The sequence below is a fragment of the Massilia sp. KIM genome, assembly GCF_002007115.1.
In the GTDB taxonomy this organism is placed as follows: Bacteria; Pseudomonadota; Gammaproteobacteria; order Burkholderiales; family Burkholderiaceae_D; genus Telluria.
The window spans coordinates 1,785,904-1,803,739 of record NZ_MVAD01000001.1; the positions used below are offsets into that span (position 1 = coordinate 1,785,904).

The window sequence follows — 17,836 nt, forward strand, 5'->3', positions numbered from 1 at the left end:
CTAGTGTAAAGCTGAATGATTTTCACCTTTTGGTTGCAAATCCATGGATAAGGCCCGGGTCATTTCTCTCTTCATCGGCGTGGTGCGCGCCGGCAGTTTCAGCCAGGCGGCGGTGGCCGAGGGGCTGTCCGCCCAATCGGTCAGCAAGGCCATCCGCCAGCTCGAGGAGCACCTTGGCCTTCGCCTGTTCCACCGCACCACGCGCAGCCTCTCGCTCACCGACGAGGGCCAGCGCCTGTACGAGCTGGCCCACCCCGGCCTGCGCCTGCTGGACGAGGCGCTGGAACAGGTGCGCGGCAGCCGCGACGAGGTCGAGGGCCTGATCCGCGTGGCCGCTCCCACCTCGCTCGGCATCCATTTGCTGGCGCCGATCCTGCGCGGCTTCCAGGAGCGCTATCCGGGCGCCCACTTCGACCTGGTGCTGGCCGACCAGTTCACCGACCTGGTGGCGGCGCGCATCGACGTCGGTTTCCGGGCCGGCAATCCGCCCGAGCGCAACCTGGTGGCGCGCAAGCTGGCCGACATCGTGTTGAAAATCTGCGCCGCGCCCGACTATCTCGAGCGCCACGGCGCGCCGCGCGACGCCGACGAGTTGCTGCGGCACCGCTGCACCGGCTACCGCCAGGCCAATACGGGGCGCCTGATGCCCTGGGAGCTGAAGGGGGATGGCGGCACCGTCTATCTCGACGTGCCCTGCGTGGCGAGCTTCAACACCACCGAGAGCGAGGTGGCGGCGGTAAGGAATGGGCTCGGGATCGGCCAGTTGGCCCACTACATGGTGGACGAAGACCTGGCCGCGGGCCGCCTGGTGCACCTGCTGCCCAGGCTCGACACCCGCAACGCCGCGATCTACATGTACTACGCGCAGCGCACCCGCATTGCCTCGCGGGTGAGGCTGTTCATCGACTACGCCTTCGAGGCGGCGCGCCGCCAGCTGGGCGGCGCGTGAAGCGGCAGCTCAGCGGCCGACCTGCTTGAGCTTGCGCTCGACGAAGGCCTGCAGCTCGGGCGTCAGCGTGCCGGACGCCTGCGCCTTCTGGAAGGCCTCGTACGCCTCGGGCTTGCGTTTTTCCGCCTGCAGCGAGATGCCAAGGCCCATCCACCACACGCCGTTCTGCGGCGCGCCGCGCAGCGCGGCCTGGTAATGCTCGGCCGCTTCGCGGTGACGCCCCTCGCGCTGCAGCGCGCCGGCCAGGAAGGCGTGGTAGTCGCCATCGCCGGCCGCGTAAGGCAGGGTGCGCTGCAGGGTCTCGATCGCCGGTCCGCCGCGTTCGATCTGCAGGCGCGCCAGCAGCATCGCCATCGCCGGCTGGCGCGGGTCGAGGGCCAGGGCGGTCTGGAGCTGCCCCATCGCCTCGTCCGGACGCTTGGCCTCGATCAGCAGGCTGACCAGGGTCTGGCGCGCGGCTTCGTGGCGCGGCTCCGCCTTGAGCGCCGCCTGCAGGTGGCCGACCGCCTCGCTGACACGCCCGTCTTCCAGGCTGGCCAGGGCACGGCGGTAGCCGTTCTCGGCGCGCTGCGCCGTGGTTTCGGTGCGGCCCGAGGCCGCGGGCGCGGCGGGCTTCGCGCCGGCCTCGCGCCGCGCCGTCGGCGCCGCCTTTACCGGGCTGCGTGCTTCCTCACGCTTGCGCTCGACCTGCGGCGCCGTCTGCTGCGGCGGCGCGGGCGGCGGCTCCTCGGCCTTCGCCTGCGCCGGCTCGGGCGTCGGAGTGGCCGCGGCTTCGGGCGTCGCCGGCGTTGCGGGCGCCGTTTCGGCGGCGGGCGCAGACGCCGGAGTTTCAAGGGTTTCTTCCGGGCGCGGCAGCGGCGTCACCACCGACTGGGTCGAGGCGCCGGCCGCCGGCGCCTGGGCCACGGGAATCTCGACGGCGACCGTGTTCTTGATGCGCCAGGCCAGCCAGGCCGCGTAGCCGCCCCCGCCCAGCAGGGCCGCCGCCAGGCCCACCAGGGCGATCCGCATCCAGGGCGCGCGGCGCTCCGGCGGCAGCACCGGTTTCAGGTCGCCCGCCACGCCCTCCACGCCCGGCTGGCCGCCGCGCGCATCGAGGTCCTGCAGCATCTTGTTAATCAGGCTCATCGCGCCACCACCCATGCCAGTCCGGCCGCGGTCGCGGCCACGGCGGCCCCGCCCGCCAGCCAGGACAGGATATCGCGGCGCACGCCGACGGTGTCGCGCGCGGCGGTCAGCACGTGGCCGCCGCCGACCTGCTGCTTGCCCTGGCCATAGCTCAGCATCAGCGCCTTGTGCGCCATGATGTTGACCAGGCGCGGCACTCCGCCGCTGGCCTTGTACAGGCCACGGATCGCCGAGCGGGTGAACAGGCGCGCGCCGGTGAAGCCGGCCACGCGCAGGCGGTGGGCCACGTAGAAATCAAGGTCGTCGCGGCTCATCGGCCCCAGGTGGTAATGGAAGGTGATGCGCTGCGCCAGCTGGCGGATCGATTCGAGTTCCAGCTTGGCGTTCAGTTCCGGCTGGCCGAACAGCACGATCTGGAGCAGCTTGCGCTTCTCGGTCTCGAGGTTGGTCAGGAGGCGCAGCGCTTCCAGGCTCTCCACCGGGATCGCCTGGGCCTCGTCGAGGCACAGCACCACGCGCTTGTCCTGCGCCGCCAGGTCCAGCAGGCGCAGGTTGATCGCCTTGAGCAGCTGGTGCTGGTCGACCTCGCGCTCGAGCGCGATCTCGAGTTCGTCGGCCAGGGCCAGCATCAGGGTGCGCGGCTCGAGGTAGGGATTGGGGATGTAGGCGGTGACGAAATCCTCGCCCAGGATGGCCATGAACTTGCGGCACAACAGGGTCTTGCCGGTGCCGACTTCGCCCGTGATCTTGATGAAGCCTTCGCCGGTGCGCGCCGCCACCAGCAGCGTGTTCAAGGCTTCCTGGGAACGCGGGCTGCCGAAGAAGAAGCTGGTGTCAGGCGTGATCCCGAAGGGCAGCTCGCGCAGCCCGAAGTGGGCCGCGTACATCAGTCGCGCCCCCGGCCGCGCGGGTCGAGCTGCTCGATGCGGCGCGTCGCGTCCATCAGGTCCTGGCTCCAGTCGTTGGCGCTTTCGACGATGGTCGGCTTGATCAGGACCACCAGCTCACGCTTCTGGCTCACCCGGTTCTTGTTGCGGAACAGCGCGCCAAGCACCGGCAAGCGGTCGGCGCCCGGCAGCTGGTCGACGTCGCCGGTCGAGGCCTGGCGCATCAGGCCGCCGATCGCGACCACCTGGCCGTTCTGGCCGCGCACGATGCTGTCCAGCTCCGAGGTGCTGGACGCCGCCAGCGGCAGGCGCACGGTGCCGGCCGAACCCAGGTCGACGTCCTTGTTGACGGTGCTGACCTGGCTCACCGAGGGATGCACGTGGAGCAGGATGTTGCCCTTGTCGTCGATCTGCGGGGTCACGTCCAGCACCACGCCCGAGAAGAAGGGCTGCACGATCACGCTCGGGGTGACGATGGTGCCGTTCTCGCTGTTGTTGATGGTGTTGGTGATGCCGGTGACGAAGAACTCGTCGGTGCCGATCTTGAGCACGGCCTTTTGGTTATTGACCGCCGCCACGCGCGGGCTGGACAGCACGTGCACCGTGCCCTGGGATTCCAGGAAGGTCAGCAGGGCCGCGAAATTGTTGGTCTGGACGGCCAGGCCGAACAGCGAACCGGCCGCCTCGGCCGCGTTCGAGAGCGAAAAGCCGGTGCTGGCCGCGAGACCCCGGCCGCTATTGATCGGAGCGGGCTGGCCGCCGTCGCGCGGCAGCGGCGCCAGGTTGGCGCCGGGGCTGATCATGCCGGTCGAGACCCGGTTCGGGTGCGAGCTCTTGATCGAGGCGAAGGACGCCCAGTTGATGCCGCTCTGGAAGCGGTCGTTCAGCTCGACCTCGATGATCTTGGCTTCCAGGATCACCTGGCGGTCGACCGAGAGCTGGGTGGCCTTGAGGTAGGCGTCGACGTTGCGCAGTTCGTCCGGCATGGCGCGGATCACCACCACGCCAGACTGCGGGCTGATGACCACGCTGCGCCCGCCTTCCCTGCCGCCGACGATGGCTTCCATCGCCGTCTTGAGCTCGAGCCAGAAGTCGCTTTCGGACAGGGTGGAGACGTCGCTGCTGTCGAGCTGCACGCGGTTGCCGTCGTTGTTATTGTTGTTATTGTTGTTATTGTTGTTCTGGTTGTTCTGGTTGTTGCCGCCGCTGCCGCTGCCACTGCCGCTGTTGTTGCCGCGGTTGTTGTTATTGTTGTTGTAGTTGCCGACGTCCGCCACCGAGGTCGAGGTCACGCGCAGGTTGGACAGGCCGCGCCGCTTGGCGCTCAGGTAGTTCACCTGGAACATGCGGGTCTGCATGGTCAGCGGCCGGATCGTGATGCGGGTGCCGTCGATCCGGTAGTCGTAGCCGTACATCTCGCGGATCGCGTCCAGGGTCTCGGTGAGCGTGACGTCCTTGAGGTTGGCGCTGATGTTGCCGCTGACGTCCGGATGGACCAGCATGTTGTAGCGGGTGCCCGCCACGATCGAGCGGAAGAACTGCTGGGCCGGGACGTTGTTGAAGGAGACGTTGAAGCGCTCTTCCAGCGCCGGACGCGCCTTGGGCAGCTGGCTGGCCAGGGCCGCCGGCGGCGGCAGCAGCGCGTTGGCGACCGCGTCGTCCACTGCCGGCGTGGCCGCGGGCCGCGCATTGGCCTTGGCCATTTCCTTGTTGATGGTGTCGACCGCTTCGTGGCGTGGGGCGCTCTGGCAGCCGGCCAGCAGGGTGGCGCCGGCGACCGCGCCGGCGATCAGGGAGAGACGATTGAACATGCTTGCCTTGCGCGTCTTGCGAATGGAGGTCATGGAAATCATCGCGGGGTCTGGACCAGGCCGGCGACGGCCGCCGCCGGAGGGTGCGCCGCGCTCATTCCGGGCACGGGTTCGGGAATGCCTTCGAGACGGAGCACCTGGCGCTCGGCCCCGCGCACCAGCTCGACCTCGGTCTGGCTCATGCGCGTCACACGCGCGCCGCGGAAGCTCTGGCCGAGGCGCACGGTTTCGCCGTCGATCACGGCCACATGGCGCCCGCCGGCGCGCGGCGAGATCAGCACCGACTGCAGTCGCGGCTGGCCGCCGCCGGCGTCCGGCCCGGCGCGGCTGATGTCGAGCGCCGCCGGGGGGCGGGTCGGATCGTTCAGGGTCTGGGCGCCCGCAGGCAGGTGGGCGAGCGCCAGGCCCGCGAAAGTCGTCAGGATCAGGGTCTTCACAGCTTCATCCATTTGCGGTCCAGGCTGAGGGTATACAGGGTAAGGGTCAGGCGCGCCGACGGATACTGCTCGACGTCGAGCTGGGCGCGGCCCCAGAACAGGCGGGTCGGCATCGCCTCCAGGGCGCTCATGTAGTCGACCATGTCGAGGTAGCTGCCGCGCACCGTCACTTCGACTCCGTGCCGGTACAGCAGCTCGCCGGCCTTGGGCAGGGCCGGCGCTTCGCCCGGCTGGGCGGCGGGTTTGACCAGCACCGGCGACAGGCCGACCGGCTGCGCCGGCTGGGCCGCCGGCGCCTGGGCGCGTGCCTCCGGCGCGTTGCCCGGTTGCTCGCCGGTCACCGGCTCGACCGGGAGGGTGCGCATCGACACCAGCTTGAGGCGGCCGTTGGCGCGCAAGATCGATTCGACCAGGGGCCCCATGCGCTCGGCCGGCACCAGGCCATGCTCCATCGCCAGCAGGGCGTTGTGCATGCGCGCGGTCTGGTCCTTCACCGACGCCAGGCGGGCGCGGGTCGGGGCATCCGGGTCGTTCTCGTAGGCGCGCACCTTGGCGGTGATCTCGCCGTCCAGGCCCATCATGTTGTTGCGCTGCTGGTCGATCTGGGCGCGCAGCGCGTCCTGGGTCTTGAGCAGCGGACCGAGGGCGACCGTATGCACCAGGAATACCATCGCCGCGGCAACGGCGGCGAACAGCATCCCGCGTTCGCGCAGGCTCAGCGCGTCGACGCGCGCGGCCAGGTCCAGGAGCCGCTGCTTCATGGGCGCGACTCCTCGGGCACCGACTGCAGGCTGAACTCGACGTAGGGCGCCGGGGCGTTGCCCTGCTTGCCGTCGGCGCCGGTGGTCGCCACGGGTGCGGCCTCGCCGATCTGCAGGCTGGCGAAGGCCTTGCCCTGCATGAGGGGTTCCTGGGTCAGGCGGTTCAGGTAGCCCGGCACCTTGCCCGGGTCGAGGGTGCGGCCCTTGATGCCGATGTCGTTGCCGGCGCCGGCGACCGTGACCGCGGTCAGCCACAGGCCGTCCACGCTCTGGCGCGCCAGCGCCTTGAAATAGCCGGCGTAGCCGCGCGTGTCGCCCAACTCGCCGCGCTCGATCACGTCCGAGATCCGGGTCAAGGCGGCCAGCTGGGCTTCGGCCTCGGCCAGCTCGGCTTCGAGGTCCTTGCTGGCCACGCGCGGCGCGAATTCGGTGTTCACGTTGTCCATGCGCGCCTGCTTCTGCTTGAGGCGCTCGGCGCCGGCGTCGGCCTGGTGCTGCAGCTCGGCCGTGCGCACCTTGCCGTAGGAGACCATCAGGCCCAAACCGACCGCCAGCACCAGCAGCGCGAGCGCCATGCGGGTCGCCGACAGCACCTGCTTGCGCGGCTGGAAGGCCGGGTTGAACAGGTTGATCTGCTGGCTCATGCGGCCACCTCCTCGCGCAGGGCGGCGCCTAGCGGCAGCAGGAAGCGGCACTGCAAGGCCTTGTCGCTCAGTTCGGGCGTGCGCGAGAAGTCGAGCAGGCTGGCCAGGTCGAGGGTCTCGACCGGCGTGTACAGATTGCTCGACAGGTATTCTTCCAGGCCGCTGATCTCGGAGGGGCCGAGCACCAGCTTGGCCACGCTGATGAAGGAGTACTGGCGCTCGAAATGGTCGAGCGAACGCTGGAGTTCGAGGGTGATGCGGTCGAAGCTGGCGTGCTTGCGTTCGTGGTCGGTTTCGAGCAACTGGGCCAGGCTCACGTCGAAGCGGCGCGACAGGTAGAGTTCGCCCTTGTATGACACGGTCAGCAGCCCGCCCTCCTCGCTGAAGGAGAGCATGGCCACGCCGCGGCCCTCGGGTTCGAGCATGGCCGAGAGATTACGCTGGGCCATTTCGGGAATGTCGATCACGGACAGCTCGATCTTCGCGTCCAGGAACAGCTTCTGGCGCGGAGCGATGACGCTGTTGCGCGCGGCGACCGCGAAGATCGATTGCTGGACCCGGCCGGCGGCGGCGCCGTCCACGGGGATGTCGAGCACGTCGATGGTGGCCTGGTCGACCGGGAAGTCGAGGATGTCCTTGAGGCGCCAGCGCACGGCCGTCTTCATCTCTTCCTTCGGCACGTTGGGGGCTTCGACGTTGATGAGCTGGTAGTCCCCACTGGCCAGCAAGGTGGCGCAGCGGTAGCTGTCGGCATGCCCTTCCTTTCCCGCCTTGCCCAGCATGGCCGCGGTGTCCTGGCCCGGCAGGAAGTGGGCGAAGCGGACGAAGGGCTTCCCGCCCGCAATCCGCTTGACGCTGGCGGCGGCGATCCCGTCGCGCTGGACGGCGATGCTGAGCCAACCTTCTTTCTTCTTTGCTCTCTTAAAAAAACGCATGCGGGCGGCGCGGTGACGGAAGCGGCAAAGTCTTGATTATAGTCAAGATACGCCAGAAACCATCAAGAAAAGTCGCCGGAAATGACAGATGTGTGCGTTTCTCGCTGCGCTTTATGCAGAGTATGACAATTTCGATGATTAATAGATCTCGCGAACGTAGATCACGGGGCTGCGGTATTGGCCGAATGACACGCGTCCGCGGGTGCTCGGCAGCCAGCCGTGATCCGTGCTGTCGACATGGACGTGCACACTCCCCTCCATCTTCGCACCGACCGGCGCCAGTGAGAACACGGTGCGACCGTCGTCCAGCGGCATCGCGCCGGCCTTGGCGGCCGAAAGCGGGACGCAGTTGTTGGTCTTGTCTGTGGAGCTCGCCAGGCGCAGCGCGCGCGTGCACTCGGTGTAGCGGACCTCGCTCGTGCTGAGCAGGGTGGCATGATCGAGGCTGGTGGTAGTGGCCCAGCCCGTGCCGGTCCAGAACTGCGCCTGCATCGGGACACGCGTCTTGAGCAGTTCGGAACCGAAGACGTTGGCTACTTCGATGCGGCCGGTCACGACCATCACCCCGCCTTCGATCGATTCCTCCGGCTCTGCCTGGAGCGAGCTGAGTTTCTCCCTGGCCGTCGTTCCCGCACGCGGGGTCGTGGCAGTTGCGCGCAGGTAGACCGGGGTCGGCGCCGGCCAGCCGCCGCTGCGGGCGCCGTCCGCGACGAAGGGGAGCCCCAGCTTGAAGGATACCGCGCGCAAGGTTTCGTACCGAAGTTCGGCCTTGGTCGGATCGGTCAGGCCGCCATCCTTGACCACCAGCGCGCCCTGCCCCGGCAATACAACGGGGCTCAGCGCCAGGTCTTCCGGCACCACGGCCTGCTGGTACTTGGGATCGTTAAACACCGGCAGTTCCAGTCCGTTCACGTCATGGGCCTTGACGCGCACCTGGAAAGGCTGGGTCGAGTGAGTGGCGGTTTCGATCTCGGCCAGGCCTTGCGCGGGACAGCGCATCTTCGGCACACAGTCGAAGTTGCCGGTGACGACAGTCGAGAAATAGGCCGGATAGAAGCGCCCCACCCGCTTGGTCACGTCCAGGTTGCGGCCGCTGCCGAGGTAGTTGTCCACCTTTGCGCTCAGGTCCATGCTGCCCAGCTGGCTCCAGGTGAAGGTGCCGCTGAAATCGGTCGTGTTCTCGGCAAAGCCGCCGCCGAGTTCACCGAGCTGCTTCGGGTCCAGACCCTCGATCGCGCCGGCGCCGGCCAGCGACAACTGCATCTTGGGGCGGTAGCCGTTGACTTCCTTGCCAAAGCTCGGCAGCACCTGCCCTGCCTTGCCGAGGGCGCTCACGCGCAGGTCGAAGGGCTCGCCGGCGCGCACGAACCCGGGTTCCGCCAGCTTGTTGGTGGCCGGGTTCTCCACCCCGTCCGCGCTGCGGGTCAGCGCCATCTCGAGTCGGTCCGGCACCGACACGATCTCGGCCTCGTCCATCAGGCCCTTGGAATCCTGCAGCATCAGGCGCAGCATGCCCACGTCGGCATAGCTGAATTTCGTCTCGACCGAGGCCACCTTGGCCGGGAAATCGATGGTCTGCGCACTCCAGGCCGGGGTCGCGTCCGGACCGACGCAGGCGCTCAGCGGCGCGCTGGAGGCCGGCGTCACGTACTGCGCCTTGGCCTGGGCTCCGGCCGCCAGCGGCAGCGGATTGGTGCAGCGGAACGCGAACTTGAGCGCCGCCTTCCCCGTCTGGGTGGTGGACAGCGGCGTGGCCTTGCCGTCGGTGACTGCCGTGATGTAGACGGTGGCGGTGTCGCCAGCCACCAGCGTGGCGTCGTACAACGGACAGGCGCTGGTGCCGATCGCCGCGCCGGCCGCGCAGGCGATGGTGGTGAACTTGTAGGCCGCCGCTTGCGGCACCACCGTGGTCGCCTTGTGGGTCTTGCTGTTGTTGCTGGTATCGGGATCGCGCGAGCCGGTGACGGTGGCGCTGACCGCCATCTCGCCGGTCTTGGTGACCTTGGTCTTGAGCGCGATCGCCGGCGTGGTCTGGCCCATCTCGAGCGTCGGACCGTAGGTGCAGGTGACGATCTGACCAAGCGCCGAGCAGCTCCAGTCGGTGCCGGTGGCGGAGGTATAGGTCTGGCCGGCCGGCAGCGTGATACGCACCGTGATCGGGCCGTCGTCCGGCGCCGGCCCCTTGTTGGCAACCGTGAGCGAATAGCTGGCCGGCCCGTTCTCGACCAGCGAACCGTTGAGCACCAGGTCGAGCGCCAGATCCGATTCCGGCGCGCTCGGCAGCGCCAGCACGGCGGTGCTCAGGATGATCATGTCCTCGGTGGCGCGGAAGGTGGCGCTGGCCACGCCCTGCTTGGGCGTGAAGTTGCCGATCTCGTAAGTGTCGAAGTCGACCCCGACCGAGTAGGCATCCTTGTTGATGCTGCTCTGCGAGTTGAACTGGTTGCCAGCCGGGGCGTAGCTGCCGTTGGTCAGGGTCGACGTGCTGCCGTTCTGGGTGAAGAATACGGCTTCCGCATTGGCCGACAGCGCCTGGTCGCCTTCCCAGACCACGTGGCCGAAGCGCCCCTTCTCGTTGCTGGTGACGTTGTCCGGCACCCGGAAATTCGTCATCGTAAACTTGACTTCGGCGTAGTACAGCGGCTGGAAGCCGTCGTAGATGTTCAAGTTGCGGAAGGGTTCCGCGTAGTGCGAGTACACGACCACCAGAGAGAAGCCGCCGAGCACCGCGTTACGCTCGCAATGCGGGCTGCCGGTGTTCACGCTCAGGCCCGAGAAGGTGTAGTCGCCGCTGCCCTTTGCCTGGACCAGCTTGGTGACGTCGGCCGCCCCGCTGAAATAGGGGATGCCGTTGGCGACGCTGGCGGTCCAGACGCGGCCGGCCGTGACCGAGTTGCCGTTCATGGTGACGGTCTTGTCGATGCTGCTGCTCGATCCCGCCCAGTACAGGTGGGCCGAGACCACGCTGGCGCCGAAAGGCAGGCTCAGGCTGGCCTTCTCGTTGGTGTTGGGCGAGGTCACGTAGCAGGCATACTTCCCCTCGGGGTAGCTGCGCAGGCTGGCCTGGGTGCCGGTGAAGTTGATGTTGCCGGCAAATGTCTTGTACAGGGTGAGCGCGGTCTGGGCCTGGGCCGGCGGCAGGCCGAACAAGCAGGCCAGCAAGGCGAGGCCCGCGAGCAGCGCGCGCCATGCCTTCGATGAGGGGGTGGCGCGTTTCATAGTTCAACCTCGACCTGGCGCCGGACGAAGTCCGGGCTGTTGTTGTTGGCCACCGCATCGCAGGCGCCATTGACTGGCTGGTTGCAGGCGACGGCGCGGATGTGGAAGCGGGTGAGCGCGGCCGTGTTGCCGTCTTCGTCGGCCAGCCCCGGGATCACGCGGCAGCTGACGGTGACGGTATAGCTGGCCAGCACGCTGTCCGGCATGCGGAAGGAAGCGCCGGCGCACTGGTTGTTGCGGCGCTGCTGGAACAGGCCCCATTCGACCCCGGCGCGCGCCGCCTGGTAGGCGCGCGCGCCCTCGACGTCGAGGCTGGAGCTGGCCTGCTGGGTATTGAACAGGCTGACGGCGGCCACGCCCATGGCGGCCAGCACCACCAGCAGGAAGATGGCGGTGACCAGGCCGACGCCGGCGCTGCGCGCGCGGCGAGGAAGCGAAGGAGCGCGTTGCATCATGGCGTGTTGTCCACGTGGATCTGGTGCACCAGGCGCACCGTCGAAGAAGCGTCGTCCTGGGCCCGCAGGGCCAGGTTCATCACCACCAGCGCGCTGCGGCGGGCGGCTGCGCTGCCGTAACTGAAAATGCCGCCGCAGCTGGCCACGCGGGCGGCGATCACGGCGCGCTGTGGGTTGCCCTGGGGCGGCATGTTCTGGGTGTCGCTGATCGGGTAGTTCCAGTAGCGCACCAGCGCATCGCTGCCGTCGGACTGGCGCTCGCACACATAGGTCACCGGCGTCTCGACCACGTGAAAGCGCCGGTTGGGCGAGGTCATCGGGACGGTCTGCATCGCGAACGGGTTGTAGGCCAGGCTCACCACCGGGTTGACCGGGTCGGCATTGTTGACCGCCGTGACGCGTGCGATGTTGCGGTCGGCCTGTCCTTCACGCGCCATCCAGGCGTCCGAGGGCACCGTGGCGTCGCCCAGGTTGAACACGACCACGAAATTGCCGGGCACGATGGGACGCATGGTGCCACCGGCCACGGTGAAGTCACGCCGGTTCGGATCGTTGAAGTCGAGCACCTCGCGGTTGGGGACGAAGTCCTCGGCCGCGAGGTAGCGTCCACCGGTGGAGGTGAGCAGGAAATCGATGCCGTTACCGTTCGCGGTCACGCGGATGCTGTTGGGCAGCGCCAGGCGCAAGTCGCGCGCGATGCGGCGCAGCGCCAGGTCGGCTTCGTCGGTCACCGTGGCGCGCACCGCGCTTTGCGCGTACCCCTCCATCGGCGCGCGGATGAACACAGCGACGATGGCGCCGACGATGCCGATGATGACGATCACGAGGACCGCTTCGACCAGGGTGAAGCCGCGCGCACGGCGTGTTCGACGGACGTTCATCAGTGGAAGGTCGGCGCGTAACGCGTACGATAACCGTCGAGCACCAGCTGGTCGCCGTCGTAGCTGACGGTGATGCGGATGCGCAGCACGTCGGTATCGGCCAGGCTGCCGTTCGAGCCGACGCCGTTCAGCACCTGGGGGGTGATCGTCACCGTGGCCCGGTAGCCCGGCAGGTTGAGGGAATTGCCGTTGGCGTCCGACAGCACGCCGCCCAGGTCGAAGGCGCTGGTGGCCTGGTTGGCCGCGGCCACGTAGTCGTTGACGTTGTCGAAGGGCCGGCCGTCGGTGTTCGGTTCCTGGCCCCAGTTCTCGCCGAGCGCGCAGGCCGCCGTGCCGGCGACCGTCTCGGGCTCGGGGTCGTTGGAACTCGGGTCACAAAAACTGAACTTCGCCTGGCGCACCTCTTCCATCAGGCCCTCGGCGATCATCAGGGCCTGCTTGCGGCGCAGCGGGTCGGCGCTGTTCTTGGTGGTCATGGTGAGCACGCCCAGCACCGCGGCCAGCGCCACGCCGACGATCACGATGAAGAGGATCAGCTCGATCAGTGTCAGGCCGGCCTGGCGCCGCAGCTTACTGGACATAGCCGGTCTCCTGCGTCACCAGCACCGTGCGGCGCTCGCCCTCGCCGCTGATGCTCAGCGACAGCCCGCCAAAGGTGCCGTTCTGGAGCTGGGGACGACCGAGGGCGTCGAAGGCGAACTGGTTGACGGTGCTCGACACCGCGAAACTGACGCCGTCCGGCCGGCCGACGCAGTACCACCCGCTCGCCTGGCACCATGTTTCGCTGGCCTTGCCGACGGTGGAGCCGCCGGGGAACGCCACCCGGCTGGCGGCCGGGCAGTTGCCGTTCGGGGCCACGTGGCACAGGGCGATGCGGTTGTCGCCCAGTTCCACGAACACCGGTTCGTTGCGGGCGATGGCTGTCTTCTGGGCGTAGCGCAGCAAGGCGCGGGTCTGGTCGGCGAAGAAGGCGGCGTCGTAGCTCCCCCGGCTGAAATACCGGCCGACGCCGATCGCGCCCAGGATGCCGATCAGGACCAGCACGACGATCAGCTCCACCATCGTGAAGCCGGCATGGCGCGCGGGCCGCCCGCATCCAGCTGAGTGAGGGATGGTAAGCATGTGCTCGAAGCCGGGCTATTCGCAGATCAGCGGATTGCTTGCCGGGCGGATGGTCGGCGGGAGATTGGCCCCGGTCGGCGCGCTGTATGAAATGAGACAGGTGCCGATGACAGGCGAACTGTCGTCCAGGCTGGCGGGGGACACGATCATCTCGTCCTTGTCGACCTCGATGCGGTAGGCCGGATCGTCCAAGCCTGCCACGGCAGCGAATGCCGTGCTGGCCTTCGGATAGCCGTTCACGATCTCGACTTCGATCCCTTCTACGATCACCTTGTCACTCGGCTTGAGCAACCACTGCCCGTGGACGATCGCCGACGCCGAATTAAGCGCGCCGCGCGCAGCCTTCATCGTCGCCACTCGGGCATCGCCGCTGACGCGGGTAAACTTCGGCAACGCCACCGCCGCGAGAATGCCCAGCACAACGATCACGACGATCAGTTCGATCAAAGTGAAGCCTTGGTGATGCTTGCGCTGATGACGGATATGCATGTCGTGTCCCGGAAAGTCAGCGGGCACGCTCGCAATGCGACCGTGCCCGCTGGTGTCACCTATTGACGCGCTGTGTTATTCGCAGCTCGTCAGGCTCTGCGTGAAGGTCGGCGCAGCGTTGGTTGCAGCTTCGGCGTACTGCACATAGCAGTTCAGTCGCTGGTCAGCGGTCAGGCCGACAGGGTGAAGCTTGGTGGTGGTGCCGGAGGTCACCACATCGTAGTCCACGCCGTTGGTGATGCCAGAGATCGGCGCAATGGTCGCCGCACTCGGATAGCCATTGACGAAAGCCACAGTGACGCCTTCGATCGAATTCGTGGTGTTGGTGATCAGCCATTTGCCGTGTGCCATCGCCGAGGCCGATGCCATCGAACCACGGGCGGCGGTCAGGCTCGCCTTGCGCGCATCGGCGCTCAGGTTGGCGAACTTCGGCAGCGCGGTCGCGGCCAGAATGCCCAGAATGACGATCACGACGATCAGTTCGATCAGCGTGAAACCGCCCTGCGCGCCTTTGTTAAAACCTTTGTTCATTGAATTCTCTCCGTATTTGAAGTAGTGCGGACCAGCGGCCGCGTCGATACTGCCGTTTGATTGTCGGGGCCTGCCACAGCGACCTCCTGCAGCAGCAACCCTTGCGATCCCCCGTCAATCCGGCCGGTCCGGCGCGTCTGGGGCGAACCAGTGAATTCTACCTTGAACTTCAGCAAGTTTGATGTCCCACGAGAAAAAGTGTCGCGGCTAAACAAATAATTGATGCTTTTGTCGGTCCTGTCGAAGAACCAGCTGCCCTTGCTCAAACTCTTCAGGTCTGGAGCGTAGTATTCGCCGAGGTAATTCGGCGGCAAACCGCCCAGCCATTGCATGGGATTCTCCTCCGCCAGCCGTGCCAGTTCCGCAGCGTCGGCAACGCGCGCCGCGCGCACGGCGAGCGCAGTCCGAACAGCGGCCGCGACCTGGTGCGCCGCTGTCCGCTCGGACTCTGCGCGGACATCCAGCAAACGTATGAGCAGCACACCCGCGAGCACAGCGGCCATGGCTGCGCACACCGCGAACTCGAAGCTGCTCGCACCGCGCTGGTGCTGCATCATTTCGCGTGCAGCGCCGCCTGGCCCAGGTCCCAGATCGGCAGGAAGATGCCGAGCGCCAGCACCAGCACCATGATGCCCAGGAAGGTGATCAGGATCGGTTCGATCTGGCTCGACAGGGTCTTGAGCTCGTAGTCCACCTCGCGCTCATACATCTGCGCGATCTCGTCCATCAGGTCGTCGAGCGAACCCGACTCCTCGCCCACCGCGATCATCTGCAGCACGATGGGCGTAAATACGTTTGCAGCCACCGAGGTGCGCAAGATGCTCTCGCCACGCTCCACGCCGTCGCGCATCTGCTCGATGCGCGAACTCAGGTAGGCGTTGTCGGCGGTCTGGGACACCACGTTCAGGGCCTGCACGATCGGCACCCCGCTGCGCATCGACAGGGCGAAGCTGCGCGCGAAGCGCGCCATGGTGGCCTTGTGGATGATCTTGCCGGCGATGGGCAGGCGCAGCTTGCGCCGGTCCCAGGTCATGCGGCCCTTGGGCGTGCGGGTCCAGTGGCGGAAGCCCCATACGCCCGCCACCAGCATGGTCGCCAGCATCGGCCAGTACTGCACCGTGAAGTCCGAGGTGCCCAGCAGGATGCGGGTCATCAGGGGCAGTTCGGCGTTGAAGGACTTGAACACCTTGGCGAACTGGGGAATCACGAACATGTTCACCACCGCCATCGCCAGCACCATCGCGATCACCACGAAAGTCGGGTAGCGCAGCGCCGTCTTGACCCGCTCGCGCATGTCGCGGTCGAATTCCATGTGGTCGAACAGGCGCAGGAAGACTTCTTCCAGGCGGCCGGTCATCTCCCCCACCCTGACCATCGACAGGTAGAAGGGGCTGAAGCAGTGCGGGTGGCGCATCATGGCGGCCGACAGCTCGCGGCCGGCGTCGAGCGACTCGCGCAGGTCCTTGATCACCTTGGCGAAGGATTTGTTGATGGCAGATTCCTGCAGCCCGGCCAGGCCGCGCATGATCGGCACCCCGGACTTGAGCAGGGTGTAGATCTGGCGGCTGAACAGCTGCACGTCCATGTGGCCGACCTTTTTTTCGGTCAGGCGCTCGCGCAGCGAGCCCTTGGCGCCCGCCTCCCCCGGCCCCTTCTTGCTGACCACGATCTCGATCGGCGTGATGCCGTTGCCGAACAGGAGGTCGGCGATCGAGGACGGGTCCACGCCTTCCAGCACGCCCTGGGTCAGCTCGCCGCGCGCGTCGCGGCCCTTGTAGGCGAAATAAGGCATCAGTCGTCGAGCTGGTTACTGACCCGCATCGCCTCGGCGATGGTCGAGCGGCCCTGGACCGCCAGCTGCACCGCATGACGGCGCAGGGTCTCGCCGCCCATCTCGGCATGGGCCACCTTCAGGAAGTGGGCCGGGTCGGGATGGTTTGCGGCGTCGGTCACGGCGCGTGTCATCTCCAGCAGCTCGTAGACCCCGGTGCGGCCGCGGTAGCCGGTGCCGTTGCAGTGCGAGCAGCCCTTGCCGTGGAAGAAACGGGTGCTGGCCGCGTGCTCGCCCAGTTCGGCGCGCAGCCAGTTGACCTCTGGCGCCTGCGGCTGGTATTCGGTGCTGCAGCTTTCGCAGATCACGCGCACCAGGCGCTGGGCCAGCACGGCCTGGAGCGAACCGCCCACCATATAGCGCGGCACGCCCATGTCCATCAGGCGCAGCGGGGTGCTGGCGGCGTCGTTGGTGTGCAGGGTCGAGAGCACCAGGTGGCCGGTCATCGCGGCCCGCAGGCCGATCTGGGCGGTTTCCTGGTCGCGCATCTCGCCTACCAGCACGATGTCCGGGTCCTGGCGCAGCGCCGAGCGCAGCACGCGCGCGAAGCTCAGGTCGATCTTGTCGTTGACCTGCACCTGGTTGATGCCGGGCAGGCGGTATTCGACCGGGTCCTCGACCGTGATCAGCTTCTTCTCGACCGAGTTCAATTCTGACAGCGCGCTGTACAGGGTAGTGGTCTTGCCGCTGCCGGTCGGCCCGGTCACCAGCACCAGGCCGTTGGGACGCTGGACGATGCTGCGGAAGCGCTCCACGATGCGCGAAGGCATGCCGATCGCGTCCAGGCGCAGGGTGGCGCCGTTCTGGTTCAGCAGACGCATGACCACCGACTCGCCGTACTGGGTCGGCATGGTCGAGATACGCACGTCGACGCGCTGGTTGCGCACCTTGACTGCGAAGCGGCCGTCCTGGGGCAGGCGCTTTTCGGAGATGTCGAGGTCGGCCATCAGCTTGAGGCGCAGCGCCAGCGGGGTGGCGACCTTGAGGTCGGCCTCGGTCTGCAGGTGCAGCACGCCGTCGATGCGGAAGCGGATCTGCAGGCGGCCGTCCTGGGGCTCGATGTGGATGTCGGAGGCGCGCACCGCCACCGCATCGTCGAACACCGACTGCAGCAGCTTGACGATCGGCGCTTCTTCCAGGCTCGGGTTGGCGGCCAGGGCGCCGAAGTCGATCGAGGTGTCGCCCAGGTCGGCCTCGACCTCGCGCGCCAGGCCGGTGATCTCGCCGGTGCGGCGGTAGATGCGGTCGATCGCGCCCAGGACTTCGGTCTCGTTGACCACCGCCAGTTCGACCGGACGCTTGAGCAGGCGCGCGATCTCGTCGTAGGCGAACAGGTCGGTCGGGTCGGAGACGCCGACCAGCAGGGTCTCGCGCCGGTCTTCCAGCACCAGGGCGCGGAAGCGCCGCGCGGCCGTCTCGGGCAACTGGCGCACCAGGTCGGCGTTGATGTTATAGAACTTGAGATGGATGTAGGGGATGTTCAGCTGGCGCGCCAGCGCGCCCGAGATCTGCTCCTCGGTCACGTAGCCGCTCTCGACGAACACCCGGCCGAGCTTGCGCCCGGTGCGTTTCTGGTCCGCCAGCGCCTGGTTGAGCTGTTCCTCGCTCAGCAGCTTTTGCTGCATGAGCACTTCACCAAGACGAACTTTTTCCGGCCTAGCCATGACATCCCTTGTTGGTTATGTGTTGCGGACACAATTCTATGTCAGTTAGAACGAAAATTGACTCGCGGCATCATCAAACTGTCGCGGTTTAA

18 protein-coding genes are annotated in these 17,836 nt (G+C 67.3%); 1 reads left to right on the forward strand and 17 read right to left on the reverse strand.

From position 1 onward, the window contains the following. Positions 1–43 precede the first annotated feature (43 nt). The gene (locus B0920_RS07660) at positions 44–949 is read left to right on the forward strand and encodes a LysR family transcriptional regulator (protein WP_078031942.1); all 906 of its coding nucleotides are present in this window, start codon (positions 44–46) and stop codon (positions 947–949) included. 9 nt (positions 950–958) lie between these two features. On the opposite strand, the gene B0920_RS07665 is transcribed toward B0920_RS07660, so the two are convergent. From B0920_RS07665 to B0920_RS07745, 17 genes are all read right to left on the reverse strand, one after another. Beyond that, entirely contained in the window at positions 959–2,077 is a 1,119-nt protein-coding gene (locus B0920_RS07665) for a tetratricopeptide repeat protein (protein ID WP_143745674.1), read from the reverse strand. Beyond that, on the reverse strand, positions 2,074–2,964 hold the full coding sequence (locus B0920_RS07670) for an ExeA family protein (RefSeq protein WP_078031943.1): 891 nt from the start codon (positions 2,962–2,964) through the stop codon (positions 2,074–2,076). The genes B0920_RS07665 and B0920_RS07670 overlap by 4 nt, the downstream gene beginning before the upstream one ends. Further along, the gene (locus B0920_RS07675) at positions 2,964–4,775 is read right to left on the reverse strand and encodes a secretin N-terminal domain-containing protein (protein WP_078033334.1); all 1,812 of its coding nucleotides are present in this window, start codon (positions 4,773–4,775) and stop codon (positions 2,964–2,966) included. Before B0920_RS07675 ends, B0920_RS07670 begins: the two co-directional genes overlap by 1 nt. 38 nt (positions 4,776–4,813) lie before the next feature. Continuing rightward, positions 4,814–5,224 (reverse strand): hypothetical protein, encoded by a 411-nt coding sequence (locus tag B0920_RS07680; RefSeq protein WP_078031944.1) that lies wholly within the window; start codon positions 5,222–5,224, stop codon positions 4,814–4,816. Continuing rightward, entirely contained in the window at positions 5,209–5,973 is a 765-nt protein-coding gene (locus tag B0920_RS07685) for a type II secretion system protein M (protein ID WP_078031945.1), read from the reverse strand. Before B0920_RS07685 ends, B0920_RS07680 begins: the two co-directional genes overlap by 16 nt. Then, positions 5,970–6,617, reverse strand: coding sequence for a PilN domain-containing protein (locus B0920_RS07690; protein WP_078031946.1), 648 nt, complete (start codon positions 6,615–6,617; stop codon positions 5,970–5,972). The genes B0920_RS07685 and B0920_RS07690 overlap by 4 nt, the downstream gene beginning before the upstream one ends. Beyond that, the gene (pilM, locus tag B0920_RS07695) at positions 6,614–7,552 is read right to left on the reverse strand and encodes a type IV pilus biogenesis protein PilM (protein ID WP_078031947.1); all 939 of its coding nucleotides are present in this window, start codon (positions 7,550–7,552) and stop codon (positions 6,614–6,616) included. Before pilM ends, B0920_RS07690 begins: the two co-directional genes overlap by 4 nt. 138 nt (positions 7,553–7,690) lie before the next feature. Then, positions 7,691–10,771: a DUF6701 domain-containing protein gene (locus tag B0920_RS07700; RefSeq protein ID WP_078031948.1), complete on the reverse strand. Its 3,081-nt coding sequence runs from the start codon at positions 10,769–10,771 to the stop codon at positions 7,691–7,693. Further along, positions 10,768–11,226, reverse strand: a complete 459-nt coding sequence (locus B0920_RS07705) for an agglutinin biogenesis protein MshP (RefSeq protein WP_229455261.1) — start codon at positions 11,224–11,226, stop codon at positions 10,768–10,770. The genes B0920_RS07700 and B0920_RS07705 overlap by 4 nt, the downstream gene beginning before the upstream one ends. Beyond that, the gene (locus B0920_RS07710) at positions 11,223–12,107 is read right to left on the reverse strand and encodes a prepilin-type N-terminal cleavage/methylation domain-containing protein (RefSeq protein WP_078031949.1); all 885 of its coding nucleotides are present in this window, start codon (positions 12,105–12,107) and stop codon (positions 11,223–11,225) included. The genes B0920_RS07705 and B0920_RS07710 overlap by 4 nt, the downstream gene beginning before the upstream one ends. Next, a complete protein-coding gene (locus tag B0920_RS07715) occupies positions 12,107–12,688 on the reverse strand; it encodes a type II secretion system protein (protein WP_179119112.1) in 582 nt (193 codons plus the stop codon). The genes B0920_RS07710 and B0920_RS07715 overlap by 1 nt, the downstream gene beginning before the upstream one ends. Continuing rightward, positions 12,678–13,229, reverse strand: a complete 552-nt coding sequence (locus B0920_RS07720; protein ID WP_078031950.1) for a type II secretion system protein — start codon at positions 13,227–13,229, stop codon at positions 12,678–12,680. The genes B0920_RS07715 and B0920_RS07720 overlap by 11 nt, the downstream gene beginning before the upstream one ends. A gap of 15 nt (positions 13,230–13,244) precedes the next feature. Next, positions 13,245–13,718, reverse strand: coding sequence for a type II secretion system protein (locus B0920_RS26235; RefSeq protein ID WP_078031951.1), 474 nt, complete (start codon positions 13,716–13,718; stop codon positions 13,245–13,247). A 75-nt stretch (positions 13,719–13,793) separates the two neighbouring features. Beyond that, entirely contained in the window at positions 13,794–14,249 is a 456-nt protein-coding gene (locus B0920_RS26440; protein ID WP_078031952.1) for a prepilin-type N-terminal cleavage/methylation domain-containing protein, read from the reverse strand. Next, positions 14,246–14,806 (reverse strand): hypothetical protein, encoded by a 561-nt coding sequence (locus B0920_RS07735; protein ID WP_078031953.1) that lies wholly within the window; start codon positions 14,804–14,806, stop codon positions 14,246–14,248. The genes B0920_RS26440 and B0920_RS07735 overlap by 4 nt, the downstream gene beginning before the upstream one ends. After that, positions 14,803–16,041 (reverse strand): type II secretion system F family protein, encoded by a 1,239-nt coding sequence (locus B0920_RS07740; RefSeq protein ID WP_078031954.1) that lies wholly within the window; start codon positions 16,039–16,041, stop codon positions 14,803–14,805. Before B0920_RS07740 ends, B0920_RS07735 begins: the two co-directional genes overlap by 4 nt. Then, a complete protein-coding gene (locus tag B0920_RS07745; protein ID WP_078031955.1) occupies positions 16,041–17,744 on the reverse strand; it encodes a GspE/PulE family protein in 1,704 nt (567 codons plus the stop codon). The genes B0920_RS07740 and B0920_RS07745 overlap by 1 nt, the downstream gene beginning before the upstream one ends. Between the last annotated feature and the right edge of the window lie 92 nt (positions 17,745–17,836).